This window comes from Escherichia sp. SCLE84 (genome assembly GCF_012584495.1).
GTDB lineage: Bacteria > Pseudomonadota > Gammaproteobacteria > Enterobacterales > Enterobacteriaceae > ECMA0423.
Window position 1 is genome coordinate 2,427,915 of sequence record NZ_CP051430.1, and the last position, 17,398, is coordinate 2,445,312.

Here is a 17,398-nt window from a genome sequence, read left to right on the forward strand (position 1 = left end):
CCAGAGAATATTCACTCACTTTATTTGCATATTAATTCACAATGATGACGTAAATCAATGCAAATCTGCTTACCGACGAATTTCTGGCAAACGGCGGCATTCTGGAGATATGGGCGCTAAAAGTCAACTTAATGGCGGGATTTTTTATATTATTTTGTGGCTCATGCATGTTTTACAGGCATTAAGCGACAAAAAGATCATATAACCTGTTCTGGAAAACGCTTGCGCAGCAAGAAGATTGCATGAAATAAAAGCGAGCAGGGAAAAGTGGACCAAATGGTCAAAATTTACATTAAAACAACAAAAACCGAAGACAAAACATGTAATTTTTGGCACTTATAGACAATTTAAAAACATAACACTAAAAATAAAAGAGCCAAAAATTAAAGCCCTTTATAATCAATAAATTAAATGTGTTATTCTTGCACCATAACAAATATTTTGTGGTTACAAACTATTGAGATCAAGCACATCTCGCATATCAAAAAGACCACTTTCCTTACCACTCAACCACAAAGCCGATCTTACCGCGCCGTTAGCAAATGTCATGCGGCTGGACGCCTTATGGGTGATCTCCAGACGCTCGCCAATATCGGCAAACATCGCGGTATGTTCGCCAACGATGTCACCTGCACGCACGGTGGCAAAACCAATGGTGCCAGGCACACGTTCACCGGTGTGGCCTTCACGACTGTAGACCGCGCAATCTTTCAGATCTTTATCAAGGGCGTGGGCGATCGCCTCTCCCATTGCCAGTGCGGTGCCTGACGGCGCATCAACTTTATGTCTATGATGTGCTTCAATAATTTCGATATCGGTGTAGTCACCCATCACTTTGGCTGCTTTCTCCAGCAGCTTAAGCATGACGTTAACGCCAACGCTAAAATTGGCGGCAAAGACAATCGCAATATCGGCGGCGGCGTCACGAATCGCCTGTTTACCGGCTTCGTCAAACCCCGTAGTGCCGATCACCATCCCTTTGCCATGCTGGCGACAAAAAGCGAGATGGTTCAGCGTACCTTCCGGACGGGTAAAATCGATAAACACATCAAAATCATCTTTTACCGCATCGAGGCTGCTTTGCACGGTAACGCCTGTTTTCCCTGCACCAGCCAGCTCACCGGCGTCGCTGCCCAGTAAAGAAGATCCTTCGCGCTCCAGCGCCGCGCCCAGCTGCACGCCTTCTAATGCCAGCGCCGCCTGAATCAACTGGCGGCCCATACGCCCCCCGGCTCCCGCGATGGCAACGCGGATGTTTGCATCATGCATAGCTATTCTCTTTTGTTAATTTGCATAGACCGTTTTCAGAGTAACCAGCGCATCGCTACGCCGCCAGCCAAAAACGCTGATAATTAGAAATTAATGATAAACAGGGAGGGATATCAGTGAAAGGCATGAGTCGATGAATGACTGCATGCCGATAACATGTGACAGGTTACGACGCCAGAGCCAGCACCTCAGCCACCCACTGCTGGAAGCCTTTCACATCCAGATCCAATGCCACCTTTACATTGGCTGGTTTGCCCAGGCAACCGTCGATATCAACCACCGTCGTGCCTGAGGTAAATTCGCCTTGAGTTTCTACCGCGACAAAACACGGCTTGAGGGTGAATAAGTCCGGGCGCACCAGCCAGGCGATGGCGCAGAGATCGTGCATTCGCAGACCGCTTTGCATACTGCCGCTACGGTAGTGGCTAAACAGTGCATGAAGCATTTTTCCGGTGCGATTCAACTCCGGCAAAGTAGCGAGATAGTCAGGGGTTAATATTGCCTGATTGGTGACATCCAGACCGCACATGACGATTTCGATTCCGCTACGGAAGACACAGGCAGCCGCTTCTGGATCGGCAGCGATATTAAACTCGGCGTTTGGCGTACAGTTGCCGCGTCCGGCAGAACCACCCATGATCACCAGACGGCGAATATACGGCTTGCATTCCGGGCATTGTGAAAGTAACAGCGCAATATTGGTTAACGGGCCAATGGCCACCAGGGTAACAGGCTCTGGTGCACGCATCAGGGCATCCCGAATCGCCAGAAACGCCGGTATCCCGAGCGGCTTTCGGTTGTGCTCAACAAAGTCGTAGCCAGCCATTCCCGATTCGCCGTGCACAGATGCCGCATCACGCGGTGCGCGTACCAGCGGCACAGCGGCCCCTTGGGCGAGCGGAATCTCCGCATTCCAGAAATGCAGCAGTTGCAGGGCATTGCGGGTAGTTTTCTCAACCGAGACATTACCCGCGACGGTGGTCATCAGTTGCAGGTCGAGTTCGGGTGCAAAAATCGCGGCGGCAATGGCGACGGCATCGTCAATGCCGGGGTCAGTATCGAGGAAGATAGGTAAACGCATGTTTTCTCCATAAAAAATGCCGGTAACAAGACCGGCATTTTCGCATAACTTAGGCTGCTAATGACTTAATCGACTTCACGAATATCGACACGCAGCTCTTTCGGCACTTCGAAAACAATGTTTTCTTCACGTCCTTCCAGCGGAATGGCTTCACCACCGCCCAGCTGTTGCAAACGTGCCACCACATTCTGCACCAGAATATCCGGAGCCGATGCGCCCGCAGTCACGCCGACGCATTTAACCTCTTTCACCCACTCTTCCTGGATATCTTTCGCATCATCAATCAAAAACGCGCTTTTGCCCATACGCTGGGCCAGCTCCGCCAGACGGTTGGAGTTAGAGGAGTTTTTCGAACCGACCACCAGCACAACTTCCGCCTGTTCGGCCAGGGCACGTACCGCTTCCTGTCGGTTAGTCGTGGCGTAGCAGATGTCATCTTTGCGCGGACCGACAATTTTCGGGAAGCGTTTACGCAGCGCGTCGATCACATCAGACGTGTCATCCACCGACAGCGTGGTCTGGGTCATAAAGGAGAGTTTCTCTTCGTTTTTGACCGTCAGTTTCCACACATCGTCTGGTGATTCAACCAGATACATTCCCCCTTCCGGGTTGCTGTACTGACCCATCGTGCCTTCCACTTCCGGGTGCCCGGCGTGACCGATGAGAATAGATTCTTCGCCACGGCGACTAGCGCGGGCGACTTCCATATGCACTTTGGTCACCAGCGGACAGGTCGCGTCAAATACCGTCAAATCGCGACTTTTTGCTTCGTTACGTACCGCCTGAGAAACACCGTGTGCGGAGAAAATCAGGATCGCGCCGTCCGGTACTTCGCTAATCTGCTCAATAAAGATAGCCCCACGCTCACGCAAGCTATCGACCACATAGCGGTTATGTACCACTTCGTGACGGACATATATCGGTGCGCCGTAAATGGCCAGCGCGTTTTCAACAATGCTGATAGCGCGGTCTACCCCGGCACAAAAACCACGCGGGTTGGCCAACAGGATCTGCATGTTACGCCTCCAGTGCCGGATCGATTTCCAGCACTTCAATATCAAAATGAACGGTCTGCCCGGCCAGCGGATGGTTGAAATCAACGGTAATGGAGTCGCCGTTAATTTCGCGGATCACGCCAGGCATCTCACTGCCATCCATTGCGGTAAAAAGCATGATTGCGCCAATTTCTGGCTCGCCTGCATCCATAAATTCACGGCGGGAGAAGTACTGAATCAGGTCCGGTGACGGCACGCCAAACGCCGCATCTGGCTCCAACGAGAAGGTGGTTTTATCGCCCACTTTCAGCCCCAACAGGTGTTGCTCCAGCCCTTCAGAAAGAGAAGCATCACCCAGGCGGAACAGCGCCGGTTTACCGTTGTTGCGGGTAGACTCGGCGGTGGTGCCATCGTCGAGTTTTAGCGTGAAGTGCACCAGGACGGCGCTATTGCTCTGTACAGATTCAGACATGCAGGTTTGCTCTTATATTTTGAGGATTTTTGCCGGATGCGGCCTACGATTTCGCAGCAATCTGTAGGCCTTATCCGGCAGGGTTTATTATTGTTTTTTCGCTTTAGAAGGCAAAAAACCTTCCAGCACAATCAGTGCCGCACCGACACAAATGGCAGTATCGGCAAGGTTGAAGGTGGCGAAGTGCCAGTCGCCGACGTAGAAGTCGATCATATCGACAACGAAGCCGTGCCACAGGCGGTCGAACAGGTTGCCCAGCGCGCCGCCAATAATCAGCGCATAAGCGATATTGTTTAGCTTCTGCGTGGCCTTCGAGCGATACATCATCACTGCCAGGATCACGCTAATACCAATCGCAATACCGGCAAAGAACCAACGCTGCCAGCCGCCGCTATCGGCAAGGAAACTAAACGCCGCGCCATAGTTACGCGCATAATGCAGATTAAGCGACGGGAACAGCGGGACCGTATCCCCCAGAGCAAAGTTCTGGAGGATCAGGTATTTGCTGCCCAGATCGATAATCAGCACGACTACCACCAGCCACAGCCAGCGTAGCCCTGTTGAACAGATCGATTGACTCATCAGGCAAACTTACGTTTTTCACCGTCACCGGCGACGTTGCTGACACAGCGGCCGCAGATTTCTGCGTGTTCCGCCACCTTGCCGACATCCTGGGTGTAGTGCCAGCAGCGTGGGCACTTCTCACCTTCGGCTTTACTCAACGCGACTTTCAGCCCTTTGAGTACTTCGCTCTGCTGAGCATCAGCAGGTGCGTCGTTATAGTCTGCAACGGTAGCGCCGGAGGTCAACAGGACAAATCGTAATTCATCGCCCAGCGCGGTCAGTTTCGCCGACAGTTCCGGTTCTGCATACAAGGTTACTGCCGCTTCCAGCGAGCCACCCACTTTCTTGTCGGCACGCGCTTGCTCAATGACTTTGTTCACTTCGCCACGCACTTTCAACAGCTCGTCCCAGAACGCATCGTTCATCGCTTCACTGTCTGCCAGGCCAAACAGGCCTTCGTACCACTCACCGGTGAAGACGTATTTTTCACGTTCGCCCGGCAGGTAGCCCCACACTTCATCAGCGGTGAAGGAGAGGATTGGTGCCATCCAGCGCACCAGCGCTTCTGCGATGTGATACAGCGCAGTCTGGCAGCTACGACGCGCCACACTGTCCGCTTTGGCGGTGTACTGACGGTCTTTGATGATGTCGAGGTAGAAGGAACCCATCTCAACGGAGCAGAAGCGCATCAGACGCTGTACCACTTCGTGGAAATCGTATGCTTCGTACGCCTTGAGGATGTCTTCCTGTGCCGCTTTCGCACAACCTACGGCCCAGCGATCCAGTACCACCATCTCTTCCGGTTTCACCATATCTTTTGCTGGATCAAAACCGTTCAGGTTTGCCAGCAGGAAGCGCGCGGTGTTACGGATACGACGATAGCTATCGGCAGCACGTTTCAGGATCTCGTCAGAAACGGCCATTTCACCGGTGTAGTCGGTTGATGCCACCCACAGACGCAGAATATCCGCGCCCAGTTTGTTCATCACATCCTGCGGCGAAACGGTATTGCCGATGGATTTAGACATCTTGCGACCCTGACCATCCACGGTAAAGCCGTGGGTCAGTACCTGACGATACGGCGCTTTGCCTTTCATCGCGGTGGAGATCATTAGGGAAGACATGAACCAACCACGGTGCTGGTCAGAACCTTCCAGATACATGTCCGCTGCGTGACCGGCAAATTCCGGACGCACGTCAACAACAGAAGAGTGGGTAGATCCGGAGTCAAACCATACATCCAATGTGTCCGGCACTTTCACGTACTGATCAGCTTCATCGCCGAGGATCTCTTTCGCATCAAGATCCCACCACGCCTGGATGCCGTCAACTTCAACGCGTTTTGCCACTTCTTCCATTAGTTCGAGAGTACGCGGATGCAGCTCTTCCGTGTCTTTGTGCACGAACAGTGACATCGGTACGCCCCAGGTGCGCTGACGGGAGATACACCAGTCAGGACGGTTAGCAACCATCGACTCGATACGCGCCTGGCCCCAGTCCGGGATCCACTGCACGCCTTTGATCTCTTTCAGTGACTGCGCACGCAGACCTTTCTGATCCATGCTGACGAACCACTGCGGCGTCGCGCGGAAGATGATCGGCGTTTTGTGACGCCAGCAGCACGGATAGCTGTGCTGCATTTTCTCAACGTGCAGCAGCGCGCCTTTTTCCTGCAGCAGCGCAACGACGATGTCGTTCGCTTTGAAGACGTTCACGCCATCCAGCGTCGGATAAGTGCCCGGCAGATAAGTGCCGTCCGGGCCAACCGGGTTAGCGGTTTCCAGGCCGTATTTCTGACCGATCACATAGTCGTCCGGGCCGTGGCCAGGCGCGGTGTGAACGGCACCGGTACCGGCATCCAGGGTAACGTGATCGCCGAGGATTGCCGGAACGTCGAAGCCCATAAACGGATGGGTAAAGCGCAGCAACTCAAGCTCCGCACCTTTTACCGTGCCGAGAATGGTGTAATCGGTCACGCCGATACGCTGCATTACGCTTTCAACCAGATCTTTCGCCAGAATCACGGCCTGACCGTCGATCTGCACCAGCGCATAGTCGAAATCAGGTGCAATAGAGATTGCGCGGTTCGCAGGCAGAGTCCACGGCGTAGTGGTCCAGATCACCAGCGAGATTGGGCCGTTAACGTTGCTTACGGCAAATTTTGCTTTCAGTGCATCCTGATCGACCGCCTGAAAAGCAACGTCGATGGACGGAGAAGTTTTGTCGTAATACTCAACTTCCGCTTCCGCCAGCGCAGAACGGCAGTCAACGCACCAGTGAACTGGCTTCGCGCCTTTGTGCAGGTGACCGTTGCCGATGATTTTGCCCAGCGCGCGGATGATGTTGGCTTCAGTTTTGAAGTCCATGGTCAGGTACGGGTGCGACCAGTCGCCCAGCACGCCCAGACGGATAAAGTCTTTGCGTTGACCGTCAACCTGGGTCGCCGCGTATTCGCGGCACTTGGCGCGGAACTCGGCGGCGGTGAATTTCTCACCCGGCTTACCGTATTCTTGCTCTACTTTCAGCTCGATCGGCAGACCGTGGCAGTCCCAGCCAGGCACATACGGCGAGTCATAACCGGAAAGCCCTTTGGACTTCACGATAATGTCTTTCAGAATCTTGTTAACCGAGTGACCAATATGAATGCTGCCATTCGCATAAGGAGGGCCATCATGCAGAATGAAGGTTTTTTTGCCTTTTTTAGCCGCACGGATGATGCCGTACAGATCATCATCAGTCCAACGCGCCAGCATTCCCGGTTCGCGCTTGGCGAGATCGCCACGCATCGGGAACCCTGTTTCCGGCAAATTCAGGGTTGATTTATAGTCACTCATCAGATTCTCGGTTCCGTGTTTCGGTTTGATTACATAACAGGCTTAAGCCGGTTTTGTTAGCCCAAAAAATTCGCGGGCGGTTAATTCATCACGCGCAATCTGCGCTTTCAGTTCGTCCAGCGACGCAAATCGCTGCTCATTGCGTATTTTTTTACGCAGCACTACTTGTATATGGCGACCGTAAAGGTCCATTGCAACATCTAACAAATGCACTTCCAGCTGCTGGCGAATACCGGCAACCGTTGGGCGTGTTCCAATGTTTGCCACGCCGGGTAACGGCTTTTCACCGAGGCCCAGCACTTCTACCGCATAAACCCCTTTCACCGGGGAAACCTGACGGCGTAGCGGTACATTCGCCGTCGGGAAACCTATAGTGCGCCCTAATTCATCACCGTGGACTACACGCCCGGAGATGGCAAACGGGTGCCCCAGTAAACTTTCTGCCAGAGCCAGATTGTCATCCGCCAGCGCCTGACGCACAGCGGTGCTGCTGATACGCACGCCACCTTCGCAAAAAGTTTGCGTACTGGTGATATCGAAGCCGTATTCCATGCCAGCTTTCTGTAATAACAAGAAATCGCCTTCACGACCAGCGCCAAAGCGGAAATCATCACCTACGGCAAGAAATTTTACGCGCAAATGCTTCACCAGAAGATCGCTGATGAAATTTTGCGCGGTTAACGCCGCGAAACGCCTGTCGAAACGCACGCACAGCACGTAATCAACGCCACACTCTGCAAGGTAACGCAGTTTTTCCCGCAGCCGGGTCAGCCGTGCCGGGGCTTTATCGGTAGCAAACAGTTCCAGTGGTTGAGGTTCAAAAAGCATCACCATTACCGGTAAGTTGCGCTTGCGCCCTTCTTCCTGCAAGCCCTGTAACAGCGCGCGATGACCGCGATGCACGCCGTCGAAATTACCAATAGTCAGCACACACCCTTCTTGCGGGGCCTGGCTGAGATTATGTATGCCGCGTATCAGCTTCATGTCTGGCTCAAAACAGTGAAAATCGTCCGAGTATACCTTGTACAGCGGTCAAGGTTAACCGGCGATTGAGTACCGAAATCAGAAAGAAGTGGCTTTTCATTGCCATGGCGCAAATCACGGGAAGAAAGTGACCGCCTGCTGCAATTTTTATCGCGGAAAAGCTGTATTCACACCCCGCAAGCTGGTAGAATCCTGCGCCATCACTACGTAACGAGTGCCGGCACATTAACGGCGCTTATTTGCACAAATCCATTGACAAAAGAAGGCTAAAAGGGCATATTCCTCGGCCTTTGAATTGTCCATATAGAACACATTTGGGAGTTGGACCTTGGCTAATATCAAATCAGCTAAGAAGCGCGCCATTCAGTCTGAAAAGGCTCGTAAGCACAACGCAAGCCGTCGCTCTATGATGCGTACTTTCATCAAGAAAGTATACGCAGCTATCGAAGCTGGCGACAAAGCTGCTGCACAGAAAGCATTTAACGAAATGCAACCGATCGTGGACCGTCAGGCTGCTAAAGGTCTGATCCACAAAAACAAAGCTGCACGTCATAAGGCTAACCTGACTGCACAGATCAACAAACTGGCTTAATCGCCAATTTGCTGAAGCTTTGTGAAAAAGCCCGCGCAAGCGGGTTTTTTTATGCCTGCTGCTTTTATGATGCGTGAGAGAACACACTACCGGTTGCCAGATAGTCAAAAGATGCTGGCTTTTGCAGACATGCCGTTACACTTTCTGAACTCTTCGTGGCTTAAGAATCGTAGAACCATCGGCTGATACATTCTGAACAAGAATATCTACTCAATCTCCAGACTCCCCTACAAAGAATGTGGATATTGTGATACACATTGAGGTATTAAACTTAAGACCACTCTATTTTTGAATTAAATTCCTATACACTTTAACCATTCATAAATATCTCCTTATTAGATCTTGTAAATAATTAACAACAATCAACACAGGTTAAATACCTATTTATATTCTACTTCATAAAATTAATGAGCTATTTTTGATAGTAGTCACATTCACTCATAAATTAAATTAATAAAAATTCATCAACTTCAAGGACTGATAATGACAAATGGTATCTCAACTTCGCCACATTGTCTTTATAAATCAAATATAGTAGATGATGTAATAATAAATAAAACAAGACAAAATGAGTTAGTAAAAGTATTTTGCGAGTATAAAACAGAGTTCTTAATTTTGTTTGATGACTTTTTTAGAAGCCATAACTTGCCTAAACCATCTCCAGTCCTTCATCATTTTTTTCAATATACTCATCTGAGAGATGCATATTTTTATAGATGTAAACTCATAGAACATACAGTTCAATTTTATTTTTTTAAACACAAAGGTATCACATTACTTAGATTGGATGTTTTTGATGACAGAACAAGCGAATGTCTTTCTGAAGAGATTAAGATATACCAAGAATGCCATGAAAAATTCGTTAATTTTTTAAAGGCAAACTTCAACCAAGAAATATACCCACAGCTATATACTCCTGAAATATTTTATGAGGCCTGCAGAAATCTCCAGTCATTTTATGATCATCAGGAAACGTCACAAAACGCAAAATACAGTGCAATAGACAAGAAAAAAAGTCATCTTAACCAGGAAATCAAAAAGCTTATTAAAAATAATATTTTCCCTGAGCTATATAATGAACAATGCAATAAAATCCCCTCCTCATCGAAAGATGATAACCAGGAAATAACATGGCAGAATTTTAAAACTAGCAATTCGGCATATTCAAAACTATGTGGAAAATTATCTTTATTTAAAAGCGTGCCCAGTCGGTTAATAGAAAAATCAGCTTACTGCTCAACTGAAAACATGGCCACTAATAAATTTGATGTCGTCTTTTCTTACTGCGGAGATAATATAAAGGAATTTATACTTTTATTACCCTATAATAAATCACTGGAGATGTATGAACTTAACGATCAAAAGATCCAGTATTTGACTGCCCCTAATATCAATATACATAAAATGTCGCTATCAAATATAACAATAGAAAAGAGCGACCTTTCATATGGGTATTATTTTGGTTGTGTATTATCCAATATATCATGTTTTGAAAGCGACTTATCAAACACCATCTTTTCAAATGGAGAAATAAACAACCTCTTCATTAAAAAAAGCAACATATTTGGAACATCGTTCACTAATACCATGATAAAAAATTTGCTCTGTGAAGATATTATGCCTGGTCGATGGACCACTCAACTTGTCAATAAGCACTTAGGTTACAGATACACAGGAGTATTCAAAACCCTGGCAAGTATTGATGACAAACCGTCCCGTTTCGAAATTTTGATACCATTGGTACAAACTTTAGTTCGCGACAATGTAAAGCTAAATAATGATGTGTATAAAGAACTTAATAAGTTTATGCACGATTACGACAAAACATCATCAGAAATGAGAAAATACCTTAAAAGCATCAACGAGTGCATGCTCCTTATAAAAAATATAGTTCATCAGGATTAAAACACTCAAAGAAAGAGGTAATTTTAGAATGAAATTATCTGTGATAATTATTAATACACTGCAGAGAAATAAAAAACAATCTGAAGCATGCTCTGAAACATCCTACTCTGTCACTCTAATGATGGCACCTTGCTCTTCTTATAAAGAAGGGAAAAATTAAGAATATTAAATCTTCAAACTTTCATCAACTTCACATCAAGAAATTAAAAAATTTAAACATTAATCTAAATAATAACAACCTGATCACATAATCGGGTACGATTTTATCCGATAACTATAATGCTATAACTCTGGGAAATGGTTGGAATACACCGCTGGGTGCCATCTCTTTTGACGCTACCCGATCGAGTAGTAAGTTAAATAATGATATAACACACGAAGGTACGAGCTATCAGGTCGCCTATAATAAATATCTAGTGCAAACAGCCACTCGATTTAGCGTGGCCGCCTGGCGTTATGCTTCGCAGGATTACAGGACATTCAGCGACCATCTTTACGAAAATGATAAACACTATCATCAGAGTGATTATGATGATTTTTATGATATTGGCAGAAAAAATAGCCTTTCTGCTAATATTATGCAACCTTTATCCAATAATCTGGGAAATGTATCATTAAGTGCGCTTTGGCGGAATTACTGGGGGCGAAGTGGAAATGCTAAAGATTACCAATTCAGTTACTCCAATAACTGGCAACACATTAGTTATACTTTCTCTGCCAGCCAATCTTATGATGAAAATAATAAAGAAGAGGAGCGTTTTAATCTGTTTATCTCCATTCCTTTCTACTGGGGGGATGATATTGCCAAAACACGTCACCAAATTAACTTATCGAATTCGACCTCATTTTCCAAAGATGGCTATTCCTCCAACAATACTGGAATTACTGGCATAGCCGGTGAACATGATCAGTTAAATTATGGTATATATGTTAATCAGCAACAACAAAATAATGATACCTCGCTTGGTACGAATTTAAGCTGGAGAACTCCCATCGCCATAATAGATGGCAGCTATAGTCATTCTAAAAACGCCTAGCAAAGTGGTGGAAGTATTAGTAGTGGATTAGTTGTCTGGCCCGGTGGTATTAATATCACTAACCAGTTATCCGATACATTTGCAATTCTGGATGCGCCTGGGTTAGAAGGTGCACATATTAATGGACAAAAATACAATCGAACAAACAGCAAAGGCCAGGTTGTTTACGACCTGATAATACCTCATCGTGAAAACCATCTGGTACTTGATATAGCAAACAGTGAAAGTGAAACAGAATTGCAGGGCAATCGTCAAATTATTGCACCTTACCGTGGAGCAGTTTCTTATGTGCAGTTTACAACTGACCAACGTAAGCCCTGGTATATACAGGCACTGCGTCCCGATGGTTCGCCATTAACCTTTGGCTATGACGTACTGGATCTCCAGGAAAATAATATTGGAGTCGTTGGCCAGGGTAGTCGCCTTTTTATTCGCGTAGATGAAATTCCCACTGGAATAAAAGTTGCTCTCAATGATGAACAGAACTTATTCTGTACTATTACTTTTCAACACGTTATCGATGAAAACAAAACATATATATGCCAGTAAAAGGAGTTTACTATGAAGTGGCTTTTATTAATCACCTTGAGTCTATATTCTTTTATTGTGCAAAGTGCTCCCTGTGCATTGACCAATGTCGGTGAACAACGTGGAACATATATACTCAAGCCACTGAGTATGAAAGGTAATCTAACCGCCGAAAAATTGAAAACACCGGAAATATCATTGAGTGTACAGACTTGCAAGAGACAACCAACGCCATTAAAGTTCATTTTTTAACACAGAACGCTTTAAGGTTTAAAGTCGGAAGTCGTCATTATATTATTAATTTCCCCTTTGAATCTGACGGTAAAAAAATAGAGCTTCCAGGGAAGTCATCTTATAATTTAGAAGAAATGCTATCTGCGATAAATTTCACCATTCCATATTCTATCGCATCTGTATCAGATAGTTCTAACACCGCAGACATTTTTCCTGGAACTCCTTTTCCTTTGTTGTTCGAAATTGAAGTGAGTTCATGTACAGGGAATAATACTAATTGTAATAGCGTCCGCTTTAATTATAATTTAAATACTATTTTACAGGTAAATTTAATGACCTGTGGTTTTGAAGATCAATCCATCGACACTGGACGATTTGTACTGTCTCGTATCAATAATGAAAATTATCAGTTTCATCATATAAGATTTGACTGCATCCAGGGCGAGCAAGGTGAATTAGTTTTTGAACCCAGTGATGTTGAATATTACTTTGAACCAGTGACGATACAGGAGTCAGGAACCAGCATATTAAAAAATGAGTTAGAAAACAGTGAGGACGGTGCGGGTCAAATAGGCTTTCAACTCTCCAATGATGGTACGAATGAAATCCAGTATGGTAAAAGCAATTACTACTCTTTTCAGCATCCCCATGAAGGAAGTAATCAGATTCCTCTATTTATTCGCCCGCGTACATATGGAAATAATGTCTCAAGCGGGCAAATAATGAGCCGAGTCAAAATCGTGGTTATGTACAACTAATCTATCTCCCCCACCTTAACTTTGGGGGGAGGTGCCGATTAACGCGCCGCTGGACTAAAAAGCGCAGAATAATCCGTATTGCAGATTCGCTGTACCGCCGGGTGCTGAATCATCCGCTCAGCAAAAATAGCATGGTACTCTTCCATCACATTCTCGACGCGACCAATTTCTACGACAGTTTTATCGGCATAAAAGTCATATGCATAAAGCGTTGGGGCAACGAAGATTGCATTGTGCATCGCACCAAAAGCTTTCATCAACGCGGCATCATCAAACTCGCCGAGGATTTCTACGTTTAATCCCTGGGAGTTAAACCAGTTAAGCAATTTGCGCCCTAACATTGAACGTCGCCCAGGAATCAAAAGTCGCCGTTCTTCCAGACAAGCCGGGAACGGTTTTTCTGGTGGTGGATTTGTACACCAGAAACTCACGCCACATTCGCCAATTCTCACGGAGAACAGGCCTTCCTGCTGCGTAGAGTCTATCGGACAGTCAGAAATGATCATATCCAGTTTATGCTGACTTAATTGCTCCAGCAGCATTTCGTGGGTGGATTCGAAGCAGCGAAGATGAATGGGCTCGCCTTCTACCACTGCGGCGTTAAGTACGCTACTGACCAGGCGTTTGGAAAGTGCATCAGCCACACCAACGTCAAACAATAAATTGGATTCTTTGCGATAGTTCACAATATCCAGCATTTCCTGGCTTAAGGTGAACATTTTATCGGCATAGCGATAGACCAGTTCTCCCAGCTCGCTGGGTTCGAGACCACGTCCCTTGCGTTTAAATAATTTGCCTTGCAGGCGCTCTTCCAGCGCTCGAATCTGTCCGGTAATGGTTTGTGGAGTTAAATAAAGCGCCTCCGCTGCGCCAACCACGGAACCTTCTTTATAGACATGCCAGAAGTAATACAAGTGGTTGTAATTGATATGAGACATGCTCATTTCTCTCCCTGATAACAATGAAAAGGGAGCCGTTTATGGCTCCCCGGTAAACCGTCCTGTCAAACTGATGGACGCAAACGAACGCGTAACCAGCTGTATCCAATTACCGCCGAAGAGATAGAACCGACCAGGATACCGAGTTTCGCCCAGTTAATCAGTTCTGGATCTACGCTACCAAAGGCCAGGCTGGCAATAAAGATAGACATAGTAAAACCGATACCGCACAGGATCCCCACCGCCATAATTTGCTGATAAGTCGTTCCCTCAGGCAGATGCGCCAGTTTCAAACGCAGCGCCAACCAGCAGAACAGACTAATCCCCAGCGGTTTGCCAATCAGCAAGCCAGCGATGATCCCCAATGGCAGAATGGAGGTCAAGCCATCCAGCGTGACACCTTGCAGTGAAACGCCAGCATTAGCAAATGCAAACAGCGGCAAAATCAGATACGCCACCCACGGGTGTAACACATGCTCCAGTCGCTTCGCTGGAGAACGCCCATGCTTCTCTTTCAAAGGAATAAAGAAGCCGACAATTACCCCCGCCAGGGTTGCGTGAACCCCCGATTTCAACACCGCAGTCCACAACACTACGCCAACCAGAATATAGACGCCCGTGCGGCGTACACCACACAGATTCAATACCGCGAGTACCGCAATTGCTACAGCCGCGACGCCAAGAGAGGCCATCGATAAGTCATTAGTGTAGAACAATGCGATGATAATGATGGCCCCAAGATCGTCGATAATAGCCAGAGCCATCAAAAAGATCTTCAGCGCTAACGGAACACGACTTCCCAACAGCGCCAGCACACCAAGTGCAAAGGCAATGTCAGTAGCCGCCGGGATCGCCCACCCTTCGCGGGTAATCGGATCGGCATAGTTAAAGGCCAGATAGAGTAATGCCGGAACAATCATCCCACCAATAGCGGCGATAACTGGAAATGCGGCCTGGCGTAAGCTGGCTAGCGATCCTTGCATCAGTTCACGTTTAACTTCCAGACCGACTAACAGGAAAAATACCGCCATCAGCGCGTCATTTATCCATAACAGCATGTTTTTGTTGATTTCGAGTGAACCAACCCGGAGCTGAACCGGCGTCTCCAGAAAGTCGTGATACCATCCACTGGTTGCGCCGCTATTGGCCATAATCATCGCCAGGATAGCGGCAATGATAAGAATAATGCCTCCCGAGGCATCACTGCTAAAGAATCGATGCAGATGTTTCACTTTTTATTTCTCTTTCAGGTGAATAGATCGTTTTTACTATTTTACCCCGCACAAATCATCGTTAAAATCAGATTATAGTGTAGGAATAACTCGTTTTTTACGAGCAATTAAAGGATTTGCGCCATCAGCGGTGAGATGAGTTTTTGACGGCTGTAAGCGCTAACGGGTGACCCTAAGCCCTGATAATCATAGCTTAAGGTCAGGATTTCTGAGGGATTAATTAGGAAAAGTAATAATTAATTTCTTGTCAGTCGGCGTTATTTGTTAGGACAATATTTCAAAAATAATCCAGCTTGTCGTCAATAATTGCGATAAAGAGATAAATTAAAGTTAAATAATTAAATCATTAAAAAATTACGCCACAAAAATGCGAGGCGTCTTCAGGATTAGAATCGATAAAACAGAATGGGTTAAAGAGAGCGATATAATAGCGGCGGGTGCTTGAGGCTATCTGTCTCAGGCATTAGCTGAACGGCAGATAGAGAAAAGCCCCGAGTGATATTTTACTATCAACCCGAGGCCCCCTATATGCTGAACACATGTAGAGTGCCTCTTACTGACCGTAAGGTCAAGGAGAAGAGAGCAATGAAGCAGCATAAGGCGATGATTGTCGCCCTGATCGTCATCTGTATCACCGCCGTAGTGGCGGCGCTGGTAACGAGAAAAGACCTCTGTGAGGTTCACATCCGAACTGGCCAGACGGAGGTTGCTGTTTTCACGGCTTACGAATCCGAGTAAGTGCAACGGCGGGGAGTGATCCCCGCCACTTTTCAGGTGCTCGCATATCTTCAACGCACCCTAATTTTACCCAAGCCTGCCCACGGGCAGGCTTTTGGGGAGGTTAGCGGGTCAGGTCGTCAAAAAACTTCTTCACACCATCAAAGAAGCTCTTTGAGCGCGGGCTGTTGTGCTCACCGGTTGGGCCACCGAAGCTTTCTTGCAGCTCTTGCAGCAGCTGTTTCTGCTTCTCGTTCAGGCCTACCGGTGTTTCGACGACAACGCGGCACAGCAAATCACCCTGTGCGCCACCGCGGACAGACTTGACGCCTTTACCGCGCATACGGAAAAGCTTACCGGTCTGGGTTTCGCCAGGCACTTTCAGTTTGACGCGACCATCAAGGGTCGGTACTTCGATTTCGCCACCCAGCGCCGCCATAGCGAAGTTGATCGGGACTTCGCAATAGAGGTTGTTGCCTTCACGCTCGAAAATCGGGTGCTGTTTAACCTGAACCTGAACGTACAGATCGCCTGCCGGTGCGCCATGCTCGCCCGCTTCACCTTCGCCCGCAAGACGGATGCGGTCTCCAGTGTCCACCCCTGCCGGGATTTTAACGGACAGCGTTTTGCTGCGCTCAACACGACCATGACCATGACATTTGTTGCACGGATCTTTGATCAGCGTACCGCGGCCCTGACAGTGTGGACAGGTCTGCTGTACAGCGAAGAATCCCTGACGCATCTGCACCTGACCAGAACCATGACAGGTCGGACAGGTCTGCGGCTGTGTACCTGGTTTTGCACCGCTACCGTGGCAAACGTCACACTCTTCCAGAGTCGGAATGCGGATCTCTTTGGTCACGCCACGTACAGCTTCTTCGAGGGTGAGCTCCATGTTATAGCGTAAATCAGCACCGCGCGCCGCACGTTGACGACCACGTCCGCCGCCAAAAATATCGCCGAAAACGTCACCAAAAATATCGCTGAAGTCTGCGCCGCCGCCAAAACCGCCGCCGCCCATGCCGCCTTGCTCAAACGCAGCATGACCATACTGATCGTATGCCGCACGTTTTTGCGAGTCGGTCAGAACTTCATAAGCTTCCTTGATCTCTTTAAATTTCGCCTCGGCCTCTTTGTCACCCTGGTTACGGTCCGGGTGGTATTTCATGGCCAGGCGTTTGTAGGCCTTTTTGATTTCACGCTCTTCCGCTGTTTTGGAAACGCCTAAAATCTCGTAATAATCTTGCTTAGCCATCTT

At 47.6% G+C, this 17,398-nt stretch carries 14 protein-coding genes and 2 pseudogenes; 5 read left to right on the forward strand and 11 right to left on the reverse strand.

Going from position 1 to position 17,398, the window contains the following annotated elements:
- Window positions 1-447: 447 nt before the first annotated feature.
- From dapB to HGD79_RS11935, 8 genes are all read right to left on the reverse strand, one after another.
- Window positions 448-1,269 carry a 4-hydroxy-tetrahydrodipicolinate reductase gene (gene dapB, locus HGD79_RS11900; protein ID WP_000543605.1) on the reverse strand — a complete coding sequence of 274 codons (822 nt, stop codon included), beginning with the start codon at window positions 1,267-1,269 and terminating at the stop codon, window positions 448-450.
- A 166-nt stretch (window positions 1,270-1,435) separates the two neighbouring features.
- The gene (gene rihC / locus HGD79_RS11905) at window positions 1,436-2,350 is read right to left on the reverse strand and encodes a ribonucleoside hydrolase RihC (RefSeq protein WP_001239133.1); all 915 of its coding nucleotides are present in this window, start codon (window positions 2,348-2,350) and stop codon (window positions 1,436-1,438) included.
- Between the two features lie 65 nt (window positions 2,351-2,415).
- Window positions 2,416-3,366, reverse strand: coding sequence for a 4-hydroxy-3-methylbut-2-enyl diphosphate reductase (gene ispH / locus HGD79_RS11910; protein WP_001166405.1), 951 nt, complete (start codon window positions 3,364-3,366; stop codon window positions 2,416-2,418).
- Window position 3,367: 1 nt separating this feature from the next.
- The gene (gene fkpB / locus HGD79_RS11915) at window positions 3,368-3,817 is read right to left on the reverse strand and encodes an FKBP-type peptidyl-prolyl cis-trans isomerase (RefSeq protein ID WP_000004655.1); all 450 of its coding nucleotides are present in this window, start codon (window positions 3,815-3,817) and stop codon (window positions 3,368-3,370) included.
- 87 nt (window positions 3,818-3,904) lie between these two features.
- Window positions 3,905-4,399 carry a signal peptidase II gene (gene lspA / locus HGD79_RS11920; protein WP_000083369.1) on the reverse strand — a complete coding sequence of 165 codons (495 nt, stop codon included), beginning with the start codon at window positions 4,397-4,399 and terminating at the stop codon, window positions 3,905-3,907.
- Entirely contained in the window at window positions 4,399-7,215 is a 2,817-nt protein-coding gene (gene ileS / locus HGD79_RS11925; protein WP_001286857.1) for an isoleucine--tRNA ligase, read from the reverse strand. Before ileS ends, lspA begins: the two co-directional genes overlap by 1 nt.
- A gap of 42 nt (window positions 7,216-7,257) precedes the next feature.
- Window positions 7,258-8,199 carry a bifunctional riboflavin kinase/FAD synthetase gene (gene ribF / locus HGD79_RS11930; protein WP_000767329.1) on the reverse strand — a complete coding sequence of 314 codons (942 nt, stop codon included), beginning with the start codon at window positions 8,197-8,199 and terminating at the stop codon, window positions 7,258-7,260.
- 7 nt (window positions 8,200-8,206) lie between these two features.
- Complete coding sequence (locus tag HGD79_RS11935; protein WP_001295417.1) at window positions 8,207-8,425, reverse strand: DUF2575 family protein; 219 nt, start codon at window positions 8,423-8,425, stop codon at window positions 8,207-8,209.
- A gap of 102 nt (window positions 8,426-8,527) precedes the next feature.
- Here HGD79_RS11935 and rpsT point away from each other — a divergent pair, with 102 nt between their 5' ends.
- From rpsT to HGD79_RS11960, 4 genes and pseudogenes are all read left to right on the forward strand, one after another.
- On the forward strand, window positions 8,528-8,791 hold the full coding sequence (gene rpsT, locus HGD79_RS11940) for a 30S ribosomal protein S20 (RefSeq protein ID WP_001274021.1): 264 nt from the start codon (window positions 8,528-8,530) through the stop codon (window positions 8,789-8,791).
- 483 nt (window positions 8,792-9,274) lie between these two features.
- Window positions 9,275-10,696 carry a type III secretion system effector EspX1 gene (gene espX1, locus HGD79_RS11945; protein ID WP_088544184.1) on the forward strand — a complete coding sequence of 474 codons (1,422 nt, stop codon included), beginning with the start codon at window positions 9,275-9,277 and terminating at the stop codon, window positions 10,694-10,696.
- 233 nt (window positions 10,697-10,929) lie between these two features.
- Window positions 10,930-12,282, forward strand: a pseudogene (locus HGD79_RS26630) (fimbria/pilus outer membrane usher protein); the annotation flags it as partial.
- A 12-nt stretch (window positions 12,283-12,294) separates the two neighbouring features.
- Window positions 12,295-13,253: pseudogene (locus HGD79_RS11960) on the forward strand (fimbrial family protein).
- Window positions 13,254-13,291: 38 nt separating this feature from the next.
- On the opposite strand, the gene nhaR reads toward HGD79_RS11960, so the two are convergent.
- Window positions 13,292-14,191 carry a transcriptional activator NhaR gene (nhaR, locus tag HGD79_RS11965; protein ID WP_001300855.1) on the reverse strand — a complete coding sequence of 300 codons (900 nt, stop codon included), beginning with the start codon at window positions 14,189-14,191 and terminating at the stop codon, window positions 13,292-13,294.
- Between the two features lie 65 nt (window positions 14,192-14,256).
- The gene (nhaA, locus tag HGD79_RS11970; RefSeq protein WP_000681360.1) at window positions 14,257-15,423 is read right to left on the reverse strand and encodes a Na+/H+ antiporter NhaA; all 1,167 of its coding nucleotides are present in this window, start codon (window positions 15,421-15,423) and stop codon (window positions 14,257-14,259) included.
- A gap of 585 nt (window positions 15,424-16,008) precedes the next feature.
- Between nhaA and mokC the strand changes: the two genes are divergently transcribed.
- Window positions 16,009-16,161, forward strand: a complete 153-nt coding sequence (mokC, locus tag HGD79_RS11975) for a type I toxin-antitoxin system toxin MokC (protein WP_000809168.1) — start codon at window positions 16,009-16,011, stop codon at window positions 16,159-16,161.
- Window positions 16,162-16,264: 103 nt separating this feature from the next.
- On the opposite strand, the gene dnaJ is transcribed toward mokC, so the two are convergent.
- Window positions 16,265-17,395: a molecular chaperone DnaJ gene (gene dnaJ / locus HGD79_RS11980; RefSeq protein ID WP_001118464.1), complete on the reverse strand. Its 1,131-nt coding sequence runs from the start codon at window positions 17,393-17,395 to the stop codon at window positions 16,265-16,267.
- Between the last annotated feature and the right edge of the window lie 3 nt (window positions 17,396-17,398).